At 73.2% G+C, this 14,506-nt stretch carries 12 protein-coding genes; 7 read left to right on the plus strand and 5 right to left on the minus strand.

Features of this window, described 5'->3' with window-relative positions:
* Window positions 1–6: 6 nt before the first annotated feature.
* Together ACN28A_RS16690 and ACN28A_RS16695 are read left to right on the plus strand one after the other, a co-directional pair.
* Window positions 7–1,851, plus strand: a complete 1,845-nt coding sequence (locus tag ACN28A_RS16690; RefSeq protein WP_421396300.1) for an HSP90 family protein — start codon at window positions 7–9, stop codon at window positions 1,849–1,851.
* Complete coding sequence (locus ACN28A_RS16695; RefSeq protein ID WP_421396302.1) at window positions 1,848–4,019, plus strand: hypothetical protein; 2,172 nt, start codon at window positions 1,848–1,850, stop codon at window positions 4,017–4,019. The genes ACN28A_RS16690 and ACN28A_RS16695 overlap by 4 nt, the downstream gene beginning before the upstream one ends.
* A gap of 126 nt (window positions 4,020–4,145) precedes the next feature.
* Here the strand turns inward: ACN28A_RS16695 and nagA are convergent, their stop codons facing one another.
* The 3 genes from nagA to ACN28A_RS16710 form a co-directional block, all read right to left on the minus strand.
* The gene (gene nagA / locus ACN28A_RS16700; RefSeq protein ID WP_421396304.1) at window positions 4,146–5,282 is read right to left on the minus strand and encodes an N-acetylglucosamine-6-phosphate deacetylase; all 1,137 of its coding nucleotides are present in this window, start codon (window positions 5,280–5,282) and stop codon (window positions 4,146–4,148) included.
* Window positions 5,283–5,404: 122 nt separating this feature from the next.
* Window positions 5,405–6,451: an ROK family protein gene (locus tag ACN28A_RS16705; RefSeq protein WP_421396306.1), complete on the minus strand. Its 1,047-nt coding sequence runs from the start codon at window positions 6,449–6,451 to the stop codon at window positions 5,405–5,407.
* Window positions 6,448–7,377 carry an SIS domain-containing protein gene (locus ACN28A_RS16710; protein ID WP_421396308.1) on the minus strand — a complete coding sequence of 310 codons (930 nt, stop codon included), beginning with the start codon at window positions 7,375–7,377 and terminating at the stop codon, window positions 6,448–6,450. Before ACN28A_RS16710 ends, ACN28A_RS16705 begins: the two co-directional genes overlap by 4 nt.
* Before the next feature lie 248 nt (window positions 7,378–7,625).
* Between ACN28A_RS16710 and ACN28A_RS16715 the strand changes: the two genes are divergently transcribed.
* Both ACN28A_RS16715 and ACN28A_RS16720 read left to right on the plus strand, forming a co-directional pair.
* Window positions 7,626–8,411 carry a DeoR/GlpR family DNA-binding transcription regulator gene (locus ACN28A_RS16715; protein WP_421396309.1) on the plus strand — a complete coding sequence of 262 codons (786 nt, stop codon included), beginning with the start codon at window positions 7,626–7,628 and terminating at the stop codon, window positions 8,409–8,411.
* A 306-nt stretch (window positions 8,412–8,717) separates the two neighbouring features.
* On the plus strand, window positions 8,718–9,230 hold the full coding sequence (locus tag ACN28A_RS16720; protein ID WP_421396311.1) for a hypothetical protein: 513 nt from the start codon (window positions 8,718–8,720) through the stop codon (window positions 9,228–9,230).
* A gap of 35 nt (window positions 9,231–9,265) precedes the next feature.
* On the opposite strand, the gene ACN28A_RS16725 is transcribed toward ACN28A_RS16720, so the two are convergent.
* Both ACN28A_RS16725 and ACN28A_RS16730 read right to left on the minus strand, forming a co-directional pair.
* The gene (locus ACN28A_RS16725; RefSeq protein WP_421396313.1) at window positions 9,266–9,916 is read right to left on the minus strand and encodes a response regulator; all 651 of its coding nucleotides are present in this window, start codon (window positions 9,914–9,916) and stop codon (window positions 9,266–9,268) included.
* Window positions 9,913–11,025, minus strand: a complete 1,113-nt coding sequence (locus ACN28A_RS16730; RefSeq protein ID WP_421396314.1) for a sensor histidine kinase — start codon at window positions 11,023–11,025, stop codon at window positions 9,913–9,915. Before ACN28A_RS16730 ends, ACN28A_RS16725 begins: the two co-directional genes overlap by 4 nt.
* A 178-nt stretch (window positions 11,026–11,203) precedes the next feature.
* On the opposite strand from ACN28A_RS16730, the gene ACN28A_RS16735 reads away from it, so the two are divergent.
* The 3 genes from ACN28A_RS16735 (at window position 11,204) to ACN28A_RS16745 (ending at window position 14,420) form a co-directional block, all read left to right on the plus strand.
* Entirely contained in the window at window positions 11,204–12,109 is a 906-nt protein-coding gene (locus ACN28A_RS16735) for a hypothetical protein (RefSeq protein WP_421396315.1), read from the plus strand.
* Window positions 12,110–12,393: 284 nt separating this feature from the next.
* A complete protein-coding gene (locus ACN28A_RS16740; RefSeq protein ID WP_421396317.1) occupies window positions 12,394–13,407 on the plus strand; it encodes an ATP-binding cassette domain-containing protein in 1,014 nt (337 codons plus the stop codon).
* Complete coding sequence (locus ACN28A_RS16745; RefSeq protein WP_421396318.1) at window positions 13,404–14,420, plus strand: ABC transporter permease subunit; 1,017 nt, start codon at window positions 13,404–13,406, stop codon at window positions 14,418–14,420. Before ACN28A_RS16740 ends, ACN28A_RS16745 begins: the two co-directional genes overlap by 4 nt.
* Window positions 14,421–14,506: the final 86 nt, after the last annotated feature.

A 14,506-nucleotide genomic window follows, 5' to 3' on the forward strand; every position in this document is an offset into this window, starting at 1 on the left:
GCTCGGGTGGGATACACGTTCCATGTCGACCTGCGGGGCATTGTCGATCTGCTCAGCCATCATCTCTATGCCAGTCCACAGGTCTACGTCCGGGAGCTGATGCAGAACGCGGTGGACGCGATCGCCGCCCGGCGGATCGGTGAGCCGGATGCCCGGGGCGAGGTCCGGATCGAGTCGCCCACCTCGACCGGCGACGGAACGCTGCGGATCCACGACTCCGGGATCGGGCTGACCGAGGAGCAGGTGCACGAGCTGCTCGCCACCATCGGCCGCAGCTCCAAGCGGGACGACTTCGGCTTCGCCCGGCAGGAGTTCCTCGGCCAGTTCGGCATCGGCCTGCTCTCCTGCTTCCTGGTCGCCGACGAGATCCGGGTCTGGACCCGGCAGGGCGACGCCCCGACCGTGGAGTGGACCGGTTACGCCGACGGGCGCTACGAGGTCGAGCTGGCGCCCGCCGACCGGCAGCGCCCCGAGCCGGGCACCACCGTCACCCTGGCGCCCCGGCGGGACATGGAGCACTGGCTGGAAGCCGAGACCGTGCACCGGCTCGCCGCGCTCTACGGCTCGCTGCTGCCGATCCCGGTACGCGTCGACGACCTGCCGGTCACCGCCGGGCCGGCACCCTGGGAGACCGATCCGGCGGAGAGCGGGCTCGCCCGGCGGAGCCGGCTGGCGACGTACGCCCAGGAGGTTTTCGGGTTCACGCCGTTCGCCACCGTCGACCTGGCGGTGCCGGAGGCGGGCCTGCGGGGTGTCGCGTTCGTGCTGCCGGCCCCGGCGAACCCGGCGACCCGGGTCGCGCACCGGGTCTATCTCAAGCGGATGCTGCTGTCGGAGAGCATCGAGGGGCTGCTGCCGGAGTGGGCGTTCTTCGTCCGCTGCGTTGTCGACACCAGCGAGCTGCGGCCGACCGCCAGCCGGGAGGCGCTCTACGAGGACTCGTTGCTGGAGCAGGTGCGCGAGGCCCTGGGCGACCGGTTGCGCGGCTGGCTGACCCAGCTCGGCCGGAGCGGGTCGCAGCAGCTCGCCGAGTTCCTCCGGATCCACCATCTCGGGGTCAAGGCGCTGGCGGTGCACGACGACGAGATGCTGCGCCTGGTCGACCAGTGGTGGCCGTTCGACACCAACCAGGGCCGCCTGACCCTTGCCGAGTTCCGGGACCGGTTCGGTGCCGTGCGCTACACCCCCTCGGTGGACGAGTTCCGGCAGATCGCCTCGGTCGCCGCCGCCCAGTCGATCCCGGTGGTGAACGCCGGCTACGTCTACGAGGCCGAGCTGGTGGCCCGGCTGCCCGACCTCGACCCGGCGATCCAGGTCGAGGCGCTCAACTCGACCGACCTGGCCGCCGAGCTGGAGCCACTCGACCCGGCGACCGCGCTGACCGTACGCCCGTTCCTGGCCACCGCGCAGCGCACCCTGGACCGGTTCGGCGTCGAGGTGCAGGTGAACGCCTTCGACCCGATCAGCCTGCCGGCGCTCTATCTGCTCGACGGGGACACCGCCCTGCAGATGGACCTGCGGCAGCGGCAGCAGGAGGCCGACGAGACGTGGACGGCGATCCTCGGGTCGCTCACCGCCGGGCACGACGACCGGCCCCGGCTCGTCCTCAACCACCGCAACCCGCTGGTCCGGCAGGCGATCGGCGTCGGTGACGAGCAGTTGACGGTACTGGCTGTCGAAGGTCTGTACGTCCAGGCGCTGCTCCTCGGTCATCAGCCGCTGCGCCCGGTCGACACCGCCGCGCTCAACCAGTCCTTCCTCGGACTGCTCGGCAGGGCGATGGCCGCCGGCACCGAGGCGTCGAAGTCGGGGGCAGAGCCGAAGTCGGAGCCGTCGGAGGAGGACCGGTGACCGCCTCGGAGCACGACCTGGAGGAGATGCTCGCCCAGGCGTGGAGCCTGCCGGACGGTCCGGCCCGGTTCGCCGCGCTGGACACGGTCTTCCGGCACGCCGACGCCGCAGGAAACGTCGAGTTCGCCTTCCGGGCCCGGATGAACTCCATGAGCGGCTTCCACCACGGCGGCGACCCGACCCGGCTCTTCCTCGCCTTCTCCTGGTGCCTGGCCACCTTCGACAAGCAGCCGGAGGTGGCCCACTCGCACGACGCCCACTCACTGCTCTGGAACTTCAAGTGGGTCGTCTGGTCCCTGCCACAGTTTCCGGAGATCCCGCTGGAGCGCACCGCGGCGGTACTCGACGACATGGAGCGCCGCTACCTGCTGGGCGGGCACAGCCTGCACGCCGTCTATCAGCACCGGTGGCTGGTGGCGCACCACGTCGGCGACTTCGGCACCGCCCAGGAGTGGTACGACCGGCTGCTCACCGCGCCCCGGGACGGCCTCTCCGACTGCCATGCCTGCGTACCCTCCGGTCAGGTTCGCCACCTGGTCTCGCTCGGCCGGTACGAGGAGGCGATCACGGTCGGCGAGCCGTACAAGCGGGGCGGGTGCACCGAGCAGCCACAGTGGATGCTCGCCGAGCTGCTGCCGGCGATGCTGCACACCGGCCGGCTCGACGACGCGGTCGACGCGTTCCGGCGCGGCTACGCGCTGGTCCGCAACGACCGGCACCATCTCGACAACATCGGCCGCTACCTGCACTTCTGCGGCCTCACCGGCAACGAGACCCACGGGCTGGAGATCGTCGAGCGGCATCTGGGGTGGCTGGAGCGGCCGTCGTCGCCGTACGCGGCGATGGAGTTCGCCTCGGCGGCGGCACAGGTGCTCGGTCGGCTGCGGGCGGCCGGACACGGCGACCTGGTCGTGCGGCGCCGCTTCGACGGCGGCCGGCGCGAGGAGACGAGCGTGGCCCGGCTGCACGACGAGCTCGTCGCGCACGCGCGGGAACTGGCCGCCCGGTTCGACGCGAGGAACGGCAACACGCACCAGAGCGGCCGGGTCGAGGCGCGGATGGTGGCGGAGCCGGTCGTCGACCGGCTACCGCTGACGGTGCTCGCCGGCCGGGCAGCGGCCGACCAGGGCAGTCCGCTGCGGAAGACGCTCGACCGGCTGCTGGAGCGGCTCGCCGGAGAACTCGCCGCCGGTGACGAGCCCGGAGCGGCCCGGACCCGGTTCGAGGTCGCCCGGACGCTGCACGAGGGGGGCGGCGACTGGCAGGACGCGGTGGAGGCGGCCGAGGAGGCGCTGCGGTCGCTGTCCGGGGCCGGGCTGACGGATCTGGTGCTGAGCTGTCGATACGTGCTCTGGCAGCTCTATTCTGGCCGGATCTACCAGCACCGTGCCGAGGCGGCCGAGCAGATCGCCGCGCTGGTGGCCGCCGAGCGGCTGCCGGCGGAGGTGCCGCCGGTCGAGGTGCTGCTGGAGGGGGCGGCTGACCGGGCCCCGGCTTCCGAGGCGATCGGCTGGTTGATCGAGGCGGCCGACCGGCACCGGCTCCGGGCGGCCAGGCGGGCGTCTTCAACCTCGACGGCGGCGAGCGGAGTCGGCGGACTGCCGGACCCCGGGAACGGGAAGGAGGCCGGGGACGGAGAGCAGGCCGGGGACGGAGATCCGGTCGCGGCAGAGTTCCGTACGCTGCGCAAGGCACTTCTCCGGCTGTCGAGCCAACCACCCAACGAACGCGGCCTGACCGTGCTGGCCCGGGTCGACGGGCTGCTCGCGGCGGGGCAGACCGACGGGCTGCTCCCGGCGGCCCCCGATACGTCGCCGGAAGATCTTGTCGCTCTCCAGCAGGCGGCGGCAAAGGTGCTGGCCGGTGCTGACCGGCTCGACGAGGCGATGGCGCGGCTGGATCAGGCGGTAGCGCTGCTCGGCGACGTACCGGATCAGGAGCAGGCGGCGGCGATCCGCAGCAGCCGGGCCCGGCTGCTGTTGCACGTCGGGCGGCCGGCCGAGGCGGAGGCCGACGCGAGGGCGGCGATCGGCGCCGAGCCCGACGCGTGGACCGGGCCGATCCTGCTGGTCAAGGCACTTCGGGCTCAGGACAGGCAGGACGAGGCCGCCAAGGTGATGACCGAGCACAACCTCGACGAGGAGGACCTGGACTACGACGACGAGTGACGGTCACGAACCCCGGGAAGGGCAGGTGCGCTGCCGATCCTCGCACCTGCCCGGGCGCGGACGGGACCGAGACGTCCGCTCCCTGACCGAGACGTCCGCTCCCTGACCGAGACGCCGGGGTGGACGTCAGTCCATCCACTCGCCGCCGCGCATCACCTGGACGACGTTCAGGTCGTCGTCCAGCACCACCAGGTCGGCGCGCCAGCCGGGCAGCAGGGCACCGATCCGCCGTTCGCCGAGCCCGATCGCCCGGGCCGGGGTGGTCGACGCCATCCGGCAGGCGTCCACAATCGGGATGCCGGCCGACACCGCCGCGCGCAGCGCCACGTCCATGGTCAGCACGCTCCCGGCGATCGCGCCGGGGGAAGAGGTCGGCGAGGAGTCCGAGGTGGCCAGCCGGACCGTACCGTCGGCCACCACGACCGGCTGACCGCCCAGCTCGTACTCGCCGTCCGGCATCCCGGCCGCCGCCATCGCGTCGGTGATCAGGGCGGCCCGGTCCGGCCCGGCGACCCCGGCGGCGAACGCCAGGGTGCCCTCGTGCAGGTGTACGCCGTCGGCGACCAGTTCGCAGACCACGTTGGGGGAGCCGAGCAGCGCGAAGACCGGCCCCGGCTCCCGGTGGTGCGGGCTGGGCATGCCGTTGAAGAGGTGGGTCGCCACCGTCGCCCCGGCGATCACCCCGGCGCCGACCTGTTCGTAGCTGGCGTCGGTGTGCCCGATCGCGGCGACGACCCGCCGGGAGACGAGCAGTTCGATCGCGGCCAGCGCACCGGGCAGTTCGGGGGCGAGGGTGACCATCCGGACCGTACCGTCGCCGAGGGCGAGCAGTTCGGTCAGCTCGTCCAGCGACGGATCGCGGAGGAACTTCGGGTTCTGTGCCCCGCAGCGCACCCCGGACAGGTACGGCCCCTCGTAGTGCACGCCAACCAGCACGCCCTCCTTGACCAGCGGGGCGTACGCCTCGGTGGCGTCCCGCATCAGCTCGGGGGGTGAGCTGACCAGGCTGGCCAGCATGCTGGTGGTGCCGTGTCCCAGGTGGAAGGTGGCGGCGGCCCGCGCCTCGTCGGCGTCTCCGGTGGTGAAGGTGTGCCCGCCGCCGCCGTGGCTGTGTATGTCGACGAAGCCGGGCACGATCCAGTGCCCGTCCCGGATCGACGGGTACTCGGCGACCGCCGAGATCCGGTCGCCGTCCAGTTCCACACACCCCTGGCGGATCACGCCGGTCGGGGTTACCACTTTGCCACTGATCCGGGCGGTCATGTCGTCTCCTCGGTGCGCTCGTCGTCGCCATGACATATCAGACCGAACCGACCGACGACGTCGTCGGGCCCGGTCGTGTCGCATTACCCGCCGCGGCTACCCGGCGATCCCGCCGTCGCCCCTCACGAGCCGTCGGGAGTGTCCAGGGTGTCCAGGGTGTCCAGGGCGAGCAGGGCGGCGCCGAGCGAGCCGGCCTCGTCGCCGAGGGCCGCGCGCAGCAGCCGGGGCTCGGTCTGGAAGGTCAGCCGCTGCCGCAGCGCCACCCCGAGCGGGTCGAGCAGCTCCGCGCCGGCCTCGGCCAGCCCGCCGCCGAGTACGACGGCCTCGGTGTCGTAGAGCGCCTGCGCGATGGCCAGCCCGTCGGCCAGGGCGTCGATCGTCTCCCGCCACACCCGCGCGGCGGCCTCCTCACCGCCGGCCGCCCGGGTGACCACCTCGGCGGCGGTGACCGGGACACCGGCCAGTGCCGTGTAACGCCGGCCGACGGCGGCGGCCGAGGCGACCGCCTCCAGGCAGCCGAGCCGTCCGCAGCCGCAGCGCGGCCCGTCGGGGCGTACGACGACGTGGCCCAATTCGCCGGCGGCGCCGTGCGCGCCCGGGAAGGCCGCGCCGTCGACCACGTGCGCGGCGGCGATGCCGGTGCCGATGGCGAGGAAGAGCACGTGCCGGGTGCCGCGCCCGGCACCGAGCCGCGCCTCGGCGAGCCCACCGGCCCGCACGTCGTGGCCGAGCGCCGCCGGCAGCCCGAGCCGCGCTCCGACCAGCTCCCGCAGGGGTACGTCCCGGAAGCCCAGGTTGGCCGACCAGACCGCCAGGCCGGTGGTCTCGTCGACAACTCCCGGCACGGCGAGCCCGGCCGCGACCGGGGTCAGCCCGTCGGCCCGCGCCTTGCCGGCGAGTCCCTCGGCCACGTCGAGGATGCTGCCGACCACCGCCGTCGGGCCGCGCTCGGCCCCGGTGGGGTGTCGTTCGGTGTGCGTGACCCGCCCGTCGGGGCGGACGAGGGCGCACTTCATCCCGGTACCGCCGACGTCGAGGGCGACGACGACCTGCCCGCCCCGGCCGCTGCTGCTCCGGCCGCTGCTGCTCCGGCCGCTGCTGCTCCGGCCGCTGCCGGCGCTCGGGGCGCCTTCGGCGGTCGGCTGGCTCGGCCCGGCGGCACCTGTCACGCCAGTACCACGGAACGGCTGAGGTGCCGGGGCGCGTCCGGGTCGAGGCCGCGTCCCTTGGCCAGGGCGACCGCGAAGCGCTGCGCCAGGATCAGGTCGGCCATCGGGTCCAGCGGGGTACGCCCGGCCGCCCAGCCGCCGATCACCGCGTGCACGCCGTGGGTCCGGCTGTGCACGAAAGCGGCCCCGGTGGCGGCGATGTCCTCGGCCAGCCCGTCCGGGATCTCGCCGAACGCCCAGACCACCCGTCCCGGGCCGGCGATCGAGATCGGGCCGTGCCGGTAGTCCATCGCCGGGTACGCCTCGGCCCAGGCGGTCGCCGCCTCGCGGCACTTCAGCGCCGCCTCGTGGGCGATCCCGACCGTCCAGCCCCGGCCGAGGAAGGTGATCTGCTCGACCCGGGCGGGGTCGAACGGCAGCGGGGCGCGTACCGCCACCTCGGCGTCGGCGGCCAGTGCGGAGATCCCGGTGCCGAGGTGGGCCCGGAGCAGGGCCAGGGCGCTGGTGGCGAACCGGGTCTGCACCACCGAGCGCTCGTCGGCGAAGGGCATCGGCACGGCCTGTTCGGCGAGGTCGACGGCTGGCGAGGCGGGGTCGCCGACCAGTACGGTGCTCGGCCGGCGACCGCGCAGCGCGGCGAGCACGTCCAGCACCTCGGTGGTGGTGCCGGAGCGGGTGATCGCCAGCACCCGGTCGTAGCGGCGGTCGAGCGGGAACTCGGAGGCCTGGAAGGCGTCGGTCTCGCCGTGCCCGGCGCGCTCGCGCAGCACCGCGTACGCCATCGCCATGAACCAGGAGGTGCCGCAGCCGACGACGGCGATCCGCTCGCCGGGCCGGGGTAGCGCGGCGGTGGAGTCGGCGGCCAGCGCGGCGGCCTGTCGCCAGCACTCGGGTTGACTGCTGATCTCCGCGTCGACGTGGCCCATCGCAGCTCCTCGCGGGGCGGGAAGCCGCACCGGCGGACGGCGCCATGTGACGGCGGACCGGCCTGCGCAATACGGCTCGGTTAGACGATCTTTCGCGCGTTATTCTGCGCGAAACACGACGGTGGTGGCAACCGTGCGCAGCTTTGCGCAGCACAAAGTTTTGCGGCCGGGTGTTTCGCGCACTATTGTGCACGGAATCTCCGCAACGGAGCTGGATCCGCAACGGAGCTGGAGGCGGGAGGCCCGGGGTGGACCGCTACGCGCGATGGAACGCACTGCTCGAACTGCTCACCGACTCCGGTCGGGTCAGCGTGGAGGACGCGGCCGCCCGGCTGGACGTCTCGCAGGCGACCATCCGGCGTGACTTCGACCAGCTCGCCCAGCAGCAGATGATCACGCGTACCCGGGGCGGAGCCGTCGCCAACGGCGTCTCGTACGACCTGCCGCTGCGTTACAAGACCGCCAAGCACTCGGCCGAGAAGCAGCGGATCGGCGCCGCCGCCGCGGCCCTGGTCGCCCCGGGCATGGTGGTCGGGCTCAACGGCGGCACCACCACCACCGAGGTGGCCCGGGGGCTGGCCGTCCGGCCCGACCTGAACAGCAGCGCCGACGGCGCCCAGTTGACCGTGGTGACGAACGCGCTGAACATCGCTAACGAGCTGCTGGTCCGGTCCCGGATGAAGATCGTGGTGGCCGGCGGGGTGGTCCGGCCGCAGTCCTTCGAACTGGTCGGCCCGCTCGGCGGCGCGTTGCTGCGCGAGGTCACCCTGGACGTGGCGCTGCTCGGGGTGGATGCCATCGACGTACAGCTCGGTGCGGCGGCGCACCACGAGGGCGAGGCGTCGATGAACAACCTGATGGTGGCGCGGGCCAAGCGAGTCGTGATCATCGCCGACTCGTCCAAGCTGGGCGGGCACGCCTTCGCCCGGATCTGCCCGATCGAGCGGGTGGAGACCCTGGTCACCGACTCGGGTGCGGACCCGGCCACCGTGCAGGCGTTCCGCGACGCGGGTGTCAACGTCGTCTGCGCCTGACCGCGTCGTCTGCGCCTGACCGCCCCACCGGCAGCCCGGATCGCGCCCGGTCCGACCGTCGCTCCGTCGCTCGGGTGCTCTGTCGCTCGGGTGCTCTGTCGCTCGGGTGCTCTGTCGCTCGGGCGCTCTGTCGCTCCGGCGAGCATGCCGCCCGAGGGCTCGGGGCGAGCTGGTCGGCCGAACGATTCGGTCGAAGGACCGGCCGGGAGGCGACCGGCGGCTACCAACGGGCGATGCGGACGTACCGGGCATCGCCGTACGGTCGGCTCCGTCGAGTCCCAACCAGTGACGGTGAGGTGTTCGGTGATGGCCGGAGACGACGACCGGAGGCGGTTCCTGCGGCGTGCCGCCGGTGCCGGAGCGGTGGCGGTCAGCGCGGCGGTGGGCGCGGGCGGGGTGTCGATGGGCGCGGACCGGGCCGCCGAGGCGTCTCCGCCGGACCGCCGGCCGGAAAGCCCCGTGGTGGGTACCTGGCGGGGTGTGGTCACGCTGCCGCACGAGGAGGAGGTGGCACTCCTCACCTTCCTGCCGGGCGGCTTCTTCCTCTCCTTCGCCCAGGGGATCCACATCGCCACCGGGCGCTGGCGGCCCACCGGGCGACGTACCGTGACGTTCACCCTCTGGCAGGTGCTGCCGGACGACCTGAAGGGGCTGCCGCTGCGCTACAACGGCGAGGTCCGGGCACTGCACCACGCCGAGGTGCACGGCGACACGCTGACCAGCCAGGGCACCTACCGGGGGCTCGACATCGACGGCAACGAGACCGGCCGGGGGCCGGTGAGCGCCCGAGCGACCCGCTTCGACGTCAGTACCTTCTGACCCCACGGCGACCGCGCCGCCGACCACGGCCCAGCTCAGCGGAGCAGGCCGGCGCGGTACGCCAGGATCGCCGCCTGCACCCGGTTGCCGAGCTGGAGCTTGGCGAGCAGCCGGCTGACGTGGCTCTTCACGGTGGCCTCGCTGAGATGGAGCCGCCGGCCGATGTCGCTGTTGGTGAGCCCTTCGCCGAGCGCGACAAGCACCTCCCGCTCCTTGCCGGTGAGCACTTCGAGCCGGCGGAGCGCGTCGTGCCGGTGCGGGTCGGCCGGCTCGGCGAACCGGTGCAGCAGCCTTCGGGTGACCTGTGGCGAGAGCATGGCGTCACCGGCGGCGGCGCTGCGCACCGCGGCGGCCATCTGGTCGGCGGTGGCGTCCTTGAGCAGGAAGCCGACCGCGCCGTGCCGCAGCGCCGTCGCCACGTACTCGTCGAGGTCGAAGGTGGTCAGCACGACCACCTTCGGCGGTTCCGCGGACCGGGCCAGCGCGGCGGTCGCGTCGAGCCCGTCGGCCCGGGGCATCCGGATATCCATCAGCACCACGTCGGGGCGCAGTTCGCGGGCCCGGCGCACCGCCTCGGCCCCGTCGCCGGCCTCGCCGACCACCTCGATGTCGTCGTACGCGTCCATGATCGTCCGGAGCATTCCCCGGACCATCCACTCGTCGTCCACCACAAGCAGCCGGATCACCGGCCCACCTCCAGGTCCGGGCCGGTCACCGGCAGCCGGGCGGACACCTCGAAACCGCCGCCGCCCGGTCGACGGGTGCGCAGGGTGCCGCCGACCAGCCGGACACGTTCGGCGATGCCGAGCAGCCCGTGTCCGCCACCCGGCGCCACGGCCGGCGCACTGGTACCGCCGTCGTCCCGGACCACCAGCCACAGCCCGTCGCGGTCCGAGCCGACCGCCACACTGGCGCGGGCGTCGTACGCGTGCTTGTGCACGTTCGTCAGCGCCTCCTGCACCACCCGGTAGGCGGCGTGCTGCACCAGCGCCGGGACGGAGAGTCCGGGCTCGACGAAGAGTTCGACGGTGTGCCCGAGGGCCCTGGACGCGGCCACCAGCTCGGCCAGGTCGTCGAGGCCGGGCTGTGGCCGCAGCGGTGCGTCGGCGCCGTCCCGCAGCACCCCGACCAGGGTACGCAGCTCGGCCAGCGCCTCCCGGCCGATGCCCTGGATCCGGCCGGCGATGGTGACCGCGTCCCGCCCCCGCGCCGACTCCAACGCGGTGGCGTGCAGCACCATCAGCGCCACCCGGTGGGTGACCACGTCGTGCATGTCCCGGGCGATCTGGGCCCGCTCCTCGGCCCGCGCCTGGTCGATCCGGAGCCGCTCCTCGCGCTCGTTGCGCCGGGCGCGTTCCTCCAGGTTCGCCAGCACCTCCCGCCGGGACGACAGGTAGAGCCCGACCAGCACCGGCAGGACGCAGAGCGCGACGCTCAGCGGTGCGCCCGCGTCACCGCCCTTGGACCGCCAGATCGGCCAGGCCACCGCGGTCACCATCACGGCGGTGAGCGCCACCCGCAACCGGGTCGAGCGCAGGTGGGCACCGACGGAGTACTGCGCCAGGATCGTCCCGGGGTACGCCCCGACGACGACCCAACAGAGCAGGGCGGAGCCCCAGAACAGCAGTGGCCGGTCACGCCGGAGGAGCAGGGCGAGCCCGGTGAGCACCCCGAGGGTCGCGTTGACGGCCAGCGGAGCACGCTGGCCGGCGAGCGGGGAGCCGTCGAACAGCCCGGACTGCAACCCGTCCCAGACGCCGGCCAGCACGCAGACACCGGCGAGTGGCAGGTCCACGGCGAGACGGTGGCGGGGACCCATGTCGGAGAAGTCTAGGCAGGTCGGCCGGGTGTCGCCTCGGCCGTTGGACTCAGCCGAAAGTAGTGGCCGGCGGCGGTGCCGGGCGACCGTCGGGGGCTGGCCGGACCCATCTCGGCCGATGCGGGCCCGGCCCGGCCGAACCTAGCGTCGGTGCATGGCTGTCGATCTCCGACCCGAACCCGCCGGCCCGGCCACCGACCGGCGCCGGCCCGCCTCCGTCACCGCGCTGCACTGGGTCTTCGTCGGCTTCGCCGGCCTGACCGTCGGGGCGCTGCTGGGCGGCTCCGACGTTCCGGTACTCCGGGCGGCGGCCCTGCTCGGCTATCCGGTGGCGGCGCTGCTGTCGGTGCTCGCCGCGCTGCGCGGACCGGAGCGCGGTCGCCGGATCACCATCGGGCTGCACCTGGTGCTGGCGCCGGTGCAGTTCGTCTTCGGCATCCCGGCCCCGGTCGCGCTGCTCGGCATCCCGCTGTCGTTGACGATCCTGGGGCTGAGCCGACCGAGGTTTCCGCGGATGTCGCCCCGGACCCGGAGGATCTGGCTGGTCCTGCACGTCGGGTTCAGCGTCGGCTGGCTCGGGGTGGCGCTGACCATGACCGTACTGGCGATCATCGGCAGCGCCGCCGGTTCGCCCGCGCTGCGGCACGGGGCGTACGAGGTGCTGCACGTCGTCGACCTGGCGGCGGCGATCCCGTCGATGTTCCTCGCCATCATCACCGGCCTGGTGCTCTCGCTCGGTACGAAGTGGGGACTGGTCCGGCACTGGTGGGTGCTGGTCAAGTTCGCCATCTCGGTGAGCATTCCGGTGGTCGCCGGAACCGTGGAGAGTGCGCTCGCCGACGAGCTGGCGCTGCGTACTGTCGACCCGGCCGCCGAACCGGGTGCCACCGGTGTCGCCCTGACGGCCTGCCTGGCCGCGTTCACCGTCGCACTCTGGGCCGCCACCATCCTGTCCGTGACGAAGCCGTGGCCGCGGACCAGGTGGGGGCGCTCGGCCGACGCCCGGGAGCGGACGGCCCGCCAGCCCGCGATGGGGTCTCGGGCCGAGCGGACGAGGTGACCACCGTGCCTCGCCGTCCCCGTCGCTCACCTGGACAACAGAGGCGTTACGCGGCACGGATAACGCCTCTGTTGTCCAGGTCAGCGATCCGGGCGACGCCGGAAACAGCCGGCGCGGCGCGGGACGGCGCGGCGCGGGACGGCGTGCGCGGCGCGGGACGGTGCGGCGTCGGGCGGTTGTCGCTGGCGAAGTAGCGTGCATCGCGCGGTAGTGCGCAAAGCGATGGTACGGTGTCGGTCGTTATCCGGACATGAGCGATGGCGGACACGACCAGAGAGGCCGAGATGGCTGCCGTACTGGAGATCGAAGGTCTGCGCAAGACCTACCGGAGTAGACGCCGGGGCACCCGGCAGGCGTTGGACGGCTTCGACATGCGCGTCGAGGCGGGCCAGGTGCACGGCTTCCTCGGCCCGAACGGCTCGGGCAAGACCACCACCCTGCGTACGCTGCTCGGGCTGATCCGGCCCAACGGAGGCCGGATGGCGATCCTCGGCCAGGAGGTGCCGGCGGCCCTGCCCACGGTCGCCGGCCAGGTGGGCGCCATCGTCGAGTCCCCGCAGTTCTTCCCGCACTTCTCCGCCCGGGACACCCTCTCGCTGTTGGCCGGCGCCGGTGGCGTGCCGCAGACCCGGGTGATGGAGGTGCTGGAGCTGGTCGGGCTGCGGGAGCGGGCCAGGGACCGGGTCAAGACCTACTCGCTGGGCATGAAGCAGCGGCTGGCCGTCGCCTCCGCGCTGCTGAAGAACCCGAAGCTGCTGATCCTGGACGAGCCGGCCAACGGTCTCGACCCGGGCGGCATCCGGGAGATGCGCACCCTGATGCGGGATCTCGCCGCCTCCGGTATGACCGTGGTGGTCTCCAGCCACATCCTCGGCGAGGTGCAGCTCATCTGCGACTCGGTCACCATCATCTCGCTCGGTCGCCGGGTCGCCGCCGGTCCGGTCGACGAGGTGCTGGCCGAGCACTCCGGCGGCGGGCTGCGGGTGCGGCTGGAGGCGGTCACCGACCTGCCGGTCGCCGCAGACCTGCTCGCCCGCTCCGGCGCCCGGGTCACCCCGCACGACGACCACCTGCTGGTGTACGAGGTGGACAAGCCGGCCACCGTCACCCGTACCCTCGCCGCCGCCGACCTCTACGTCAGCGAGCTGGCCCCGGTCACCGTCGACCTGGAGAGCGTCTTCCTGGAGCTGACCGCCACCGCGCCGGTGCCGGGCCAGCACCGCCAGGTGGACCAGTCCGTGGTGGTGGACGGCGGCCCGGCGAACGACTCCAGGACGAACGGGGGGTGGGGGGTGTGAACCTCTACACCACGGAACTGCGCCGGCTCGGCAAGCGGCGGTTCATCCGCTACCTGACCCTGGCCGGGCTGCTCGTGCTGGTCGCCGTCGCGGTCGGGATGTTCTTCACCAACCACAGGGTCGGGCCGGAGCAGATCGCCGCGGCGAACCGTGCCGCGGAGCGGGAGTACCAGCAGAACGTCACGATGACCGAGCGGCACCGGCAGGACTGCGAGCGGGCGAAGGCGGCCGGCGGCACCTCGCCGCAGGGCTTCCCGGACGACTGTAGCGTCATCCAGCCGCCGCCCCGGGACGCGTTCCGGGCCGAGTGGCACATGCCGGCCACCTTCGAGTTCCGCGAGGAGTTCGCCGCCACCGTCACCACGCTGACCGCCGTACTCGCCCTGGTGGCGTTCGTCGGCGGTGCGTCGTTCGTGGGCGCCGAGTGGAGTACCGGCGGGATGATGAACCTGCTGCTCTGGCGACCGCAGCGGATCAGGGTACTCCTCACCAAACTGGCCGCGCTGCTCTCCGCGCTGTTCGGCGTGACGGTGCTGACCGCCGCGGCGTGGACTGCGGCGTTCTGGGCGACCGGCAGCCTCCGGGGCAGCACCGCGGGCATGACCTCCGGAACCTGGCAGTCCTTCGGCCTGACCGGCCTGCGCGGGCTCGTCCTGGTGCTGGTGGCCGGGACGCTCGGCTTCGGTCTGGCCTCGCTCGGCCGGCATACCGCGCTGGCCCTCGGCGGGGTGCTCGGGGTGATGGTGGTCGGGCAGTTCGGGCTCGGCATCGTGATGGCGATGGCCCAGGTCAAGTTCATCGAGAGCTGGCTGTTGCCGACATACCTGCTGGCCTGGATGGACAAGAAGGTCACGTTGCAGAACTGGGACGCCTGCCAGGCGTCGTACACCGGGGACTGCCAGGCGCTGACCAAGGACATCACCTGGCAGGACTCCTCGGTGCTGCTCGCCGTCGGCCTGGTGGTGGTGCTCGGCGGGGCGATCTGGTCGATGCGGCGGCGGGACATCACCTGACGCCGCAGCACGGGGATCGGGGGTCGGAAGTCGGGGGCGGCGGCCGGGGGGCGCCGTCCCCGGCGGCCGGGTCGCCGGGCGCGGGT

It is taken from the genome of Plantactinospora sp. WMMB782 (assembly GCF_049179135.1).
GTDB lineage: Bacteria > Actinomycetota > Actinomycetes > Mycobacteriales > Micromonosporaceae > Plantactinospora.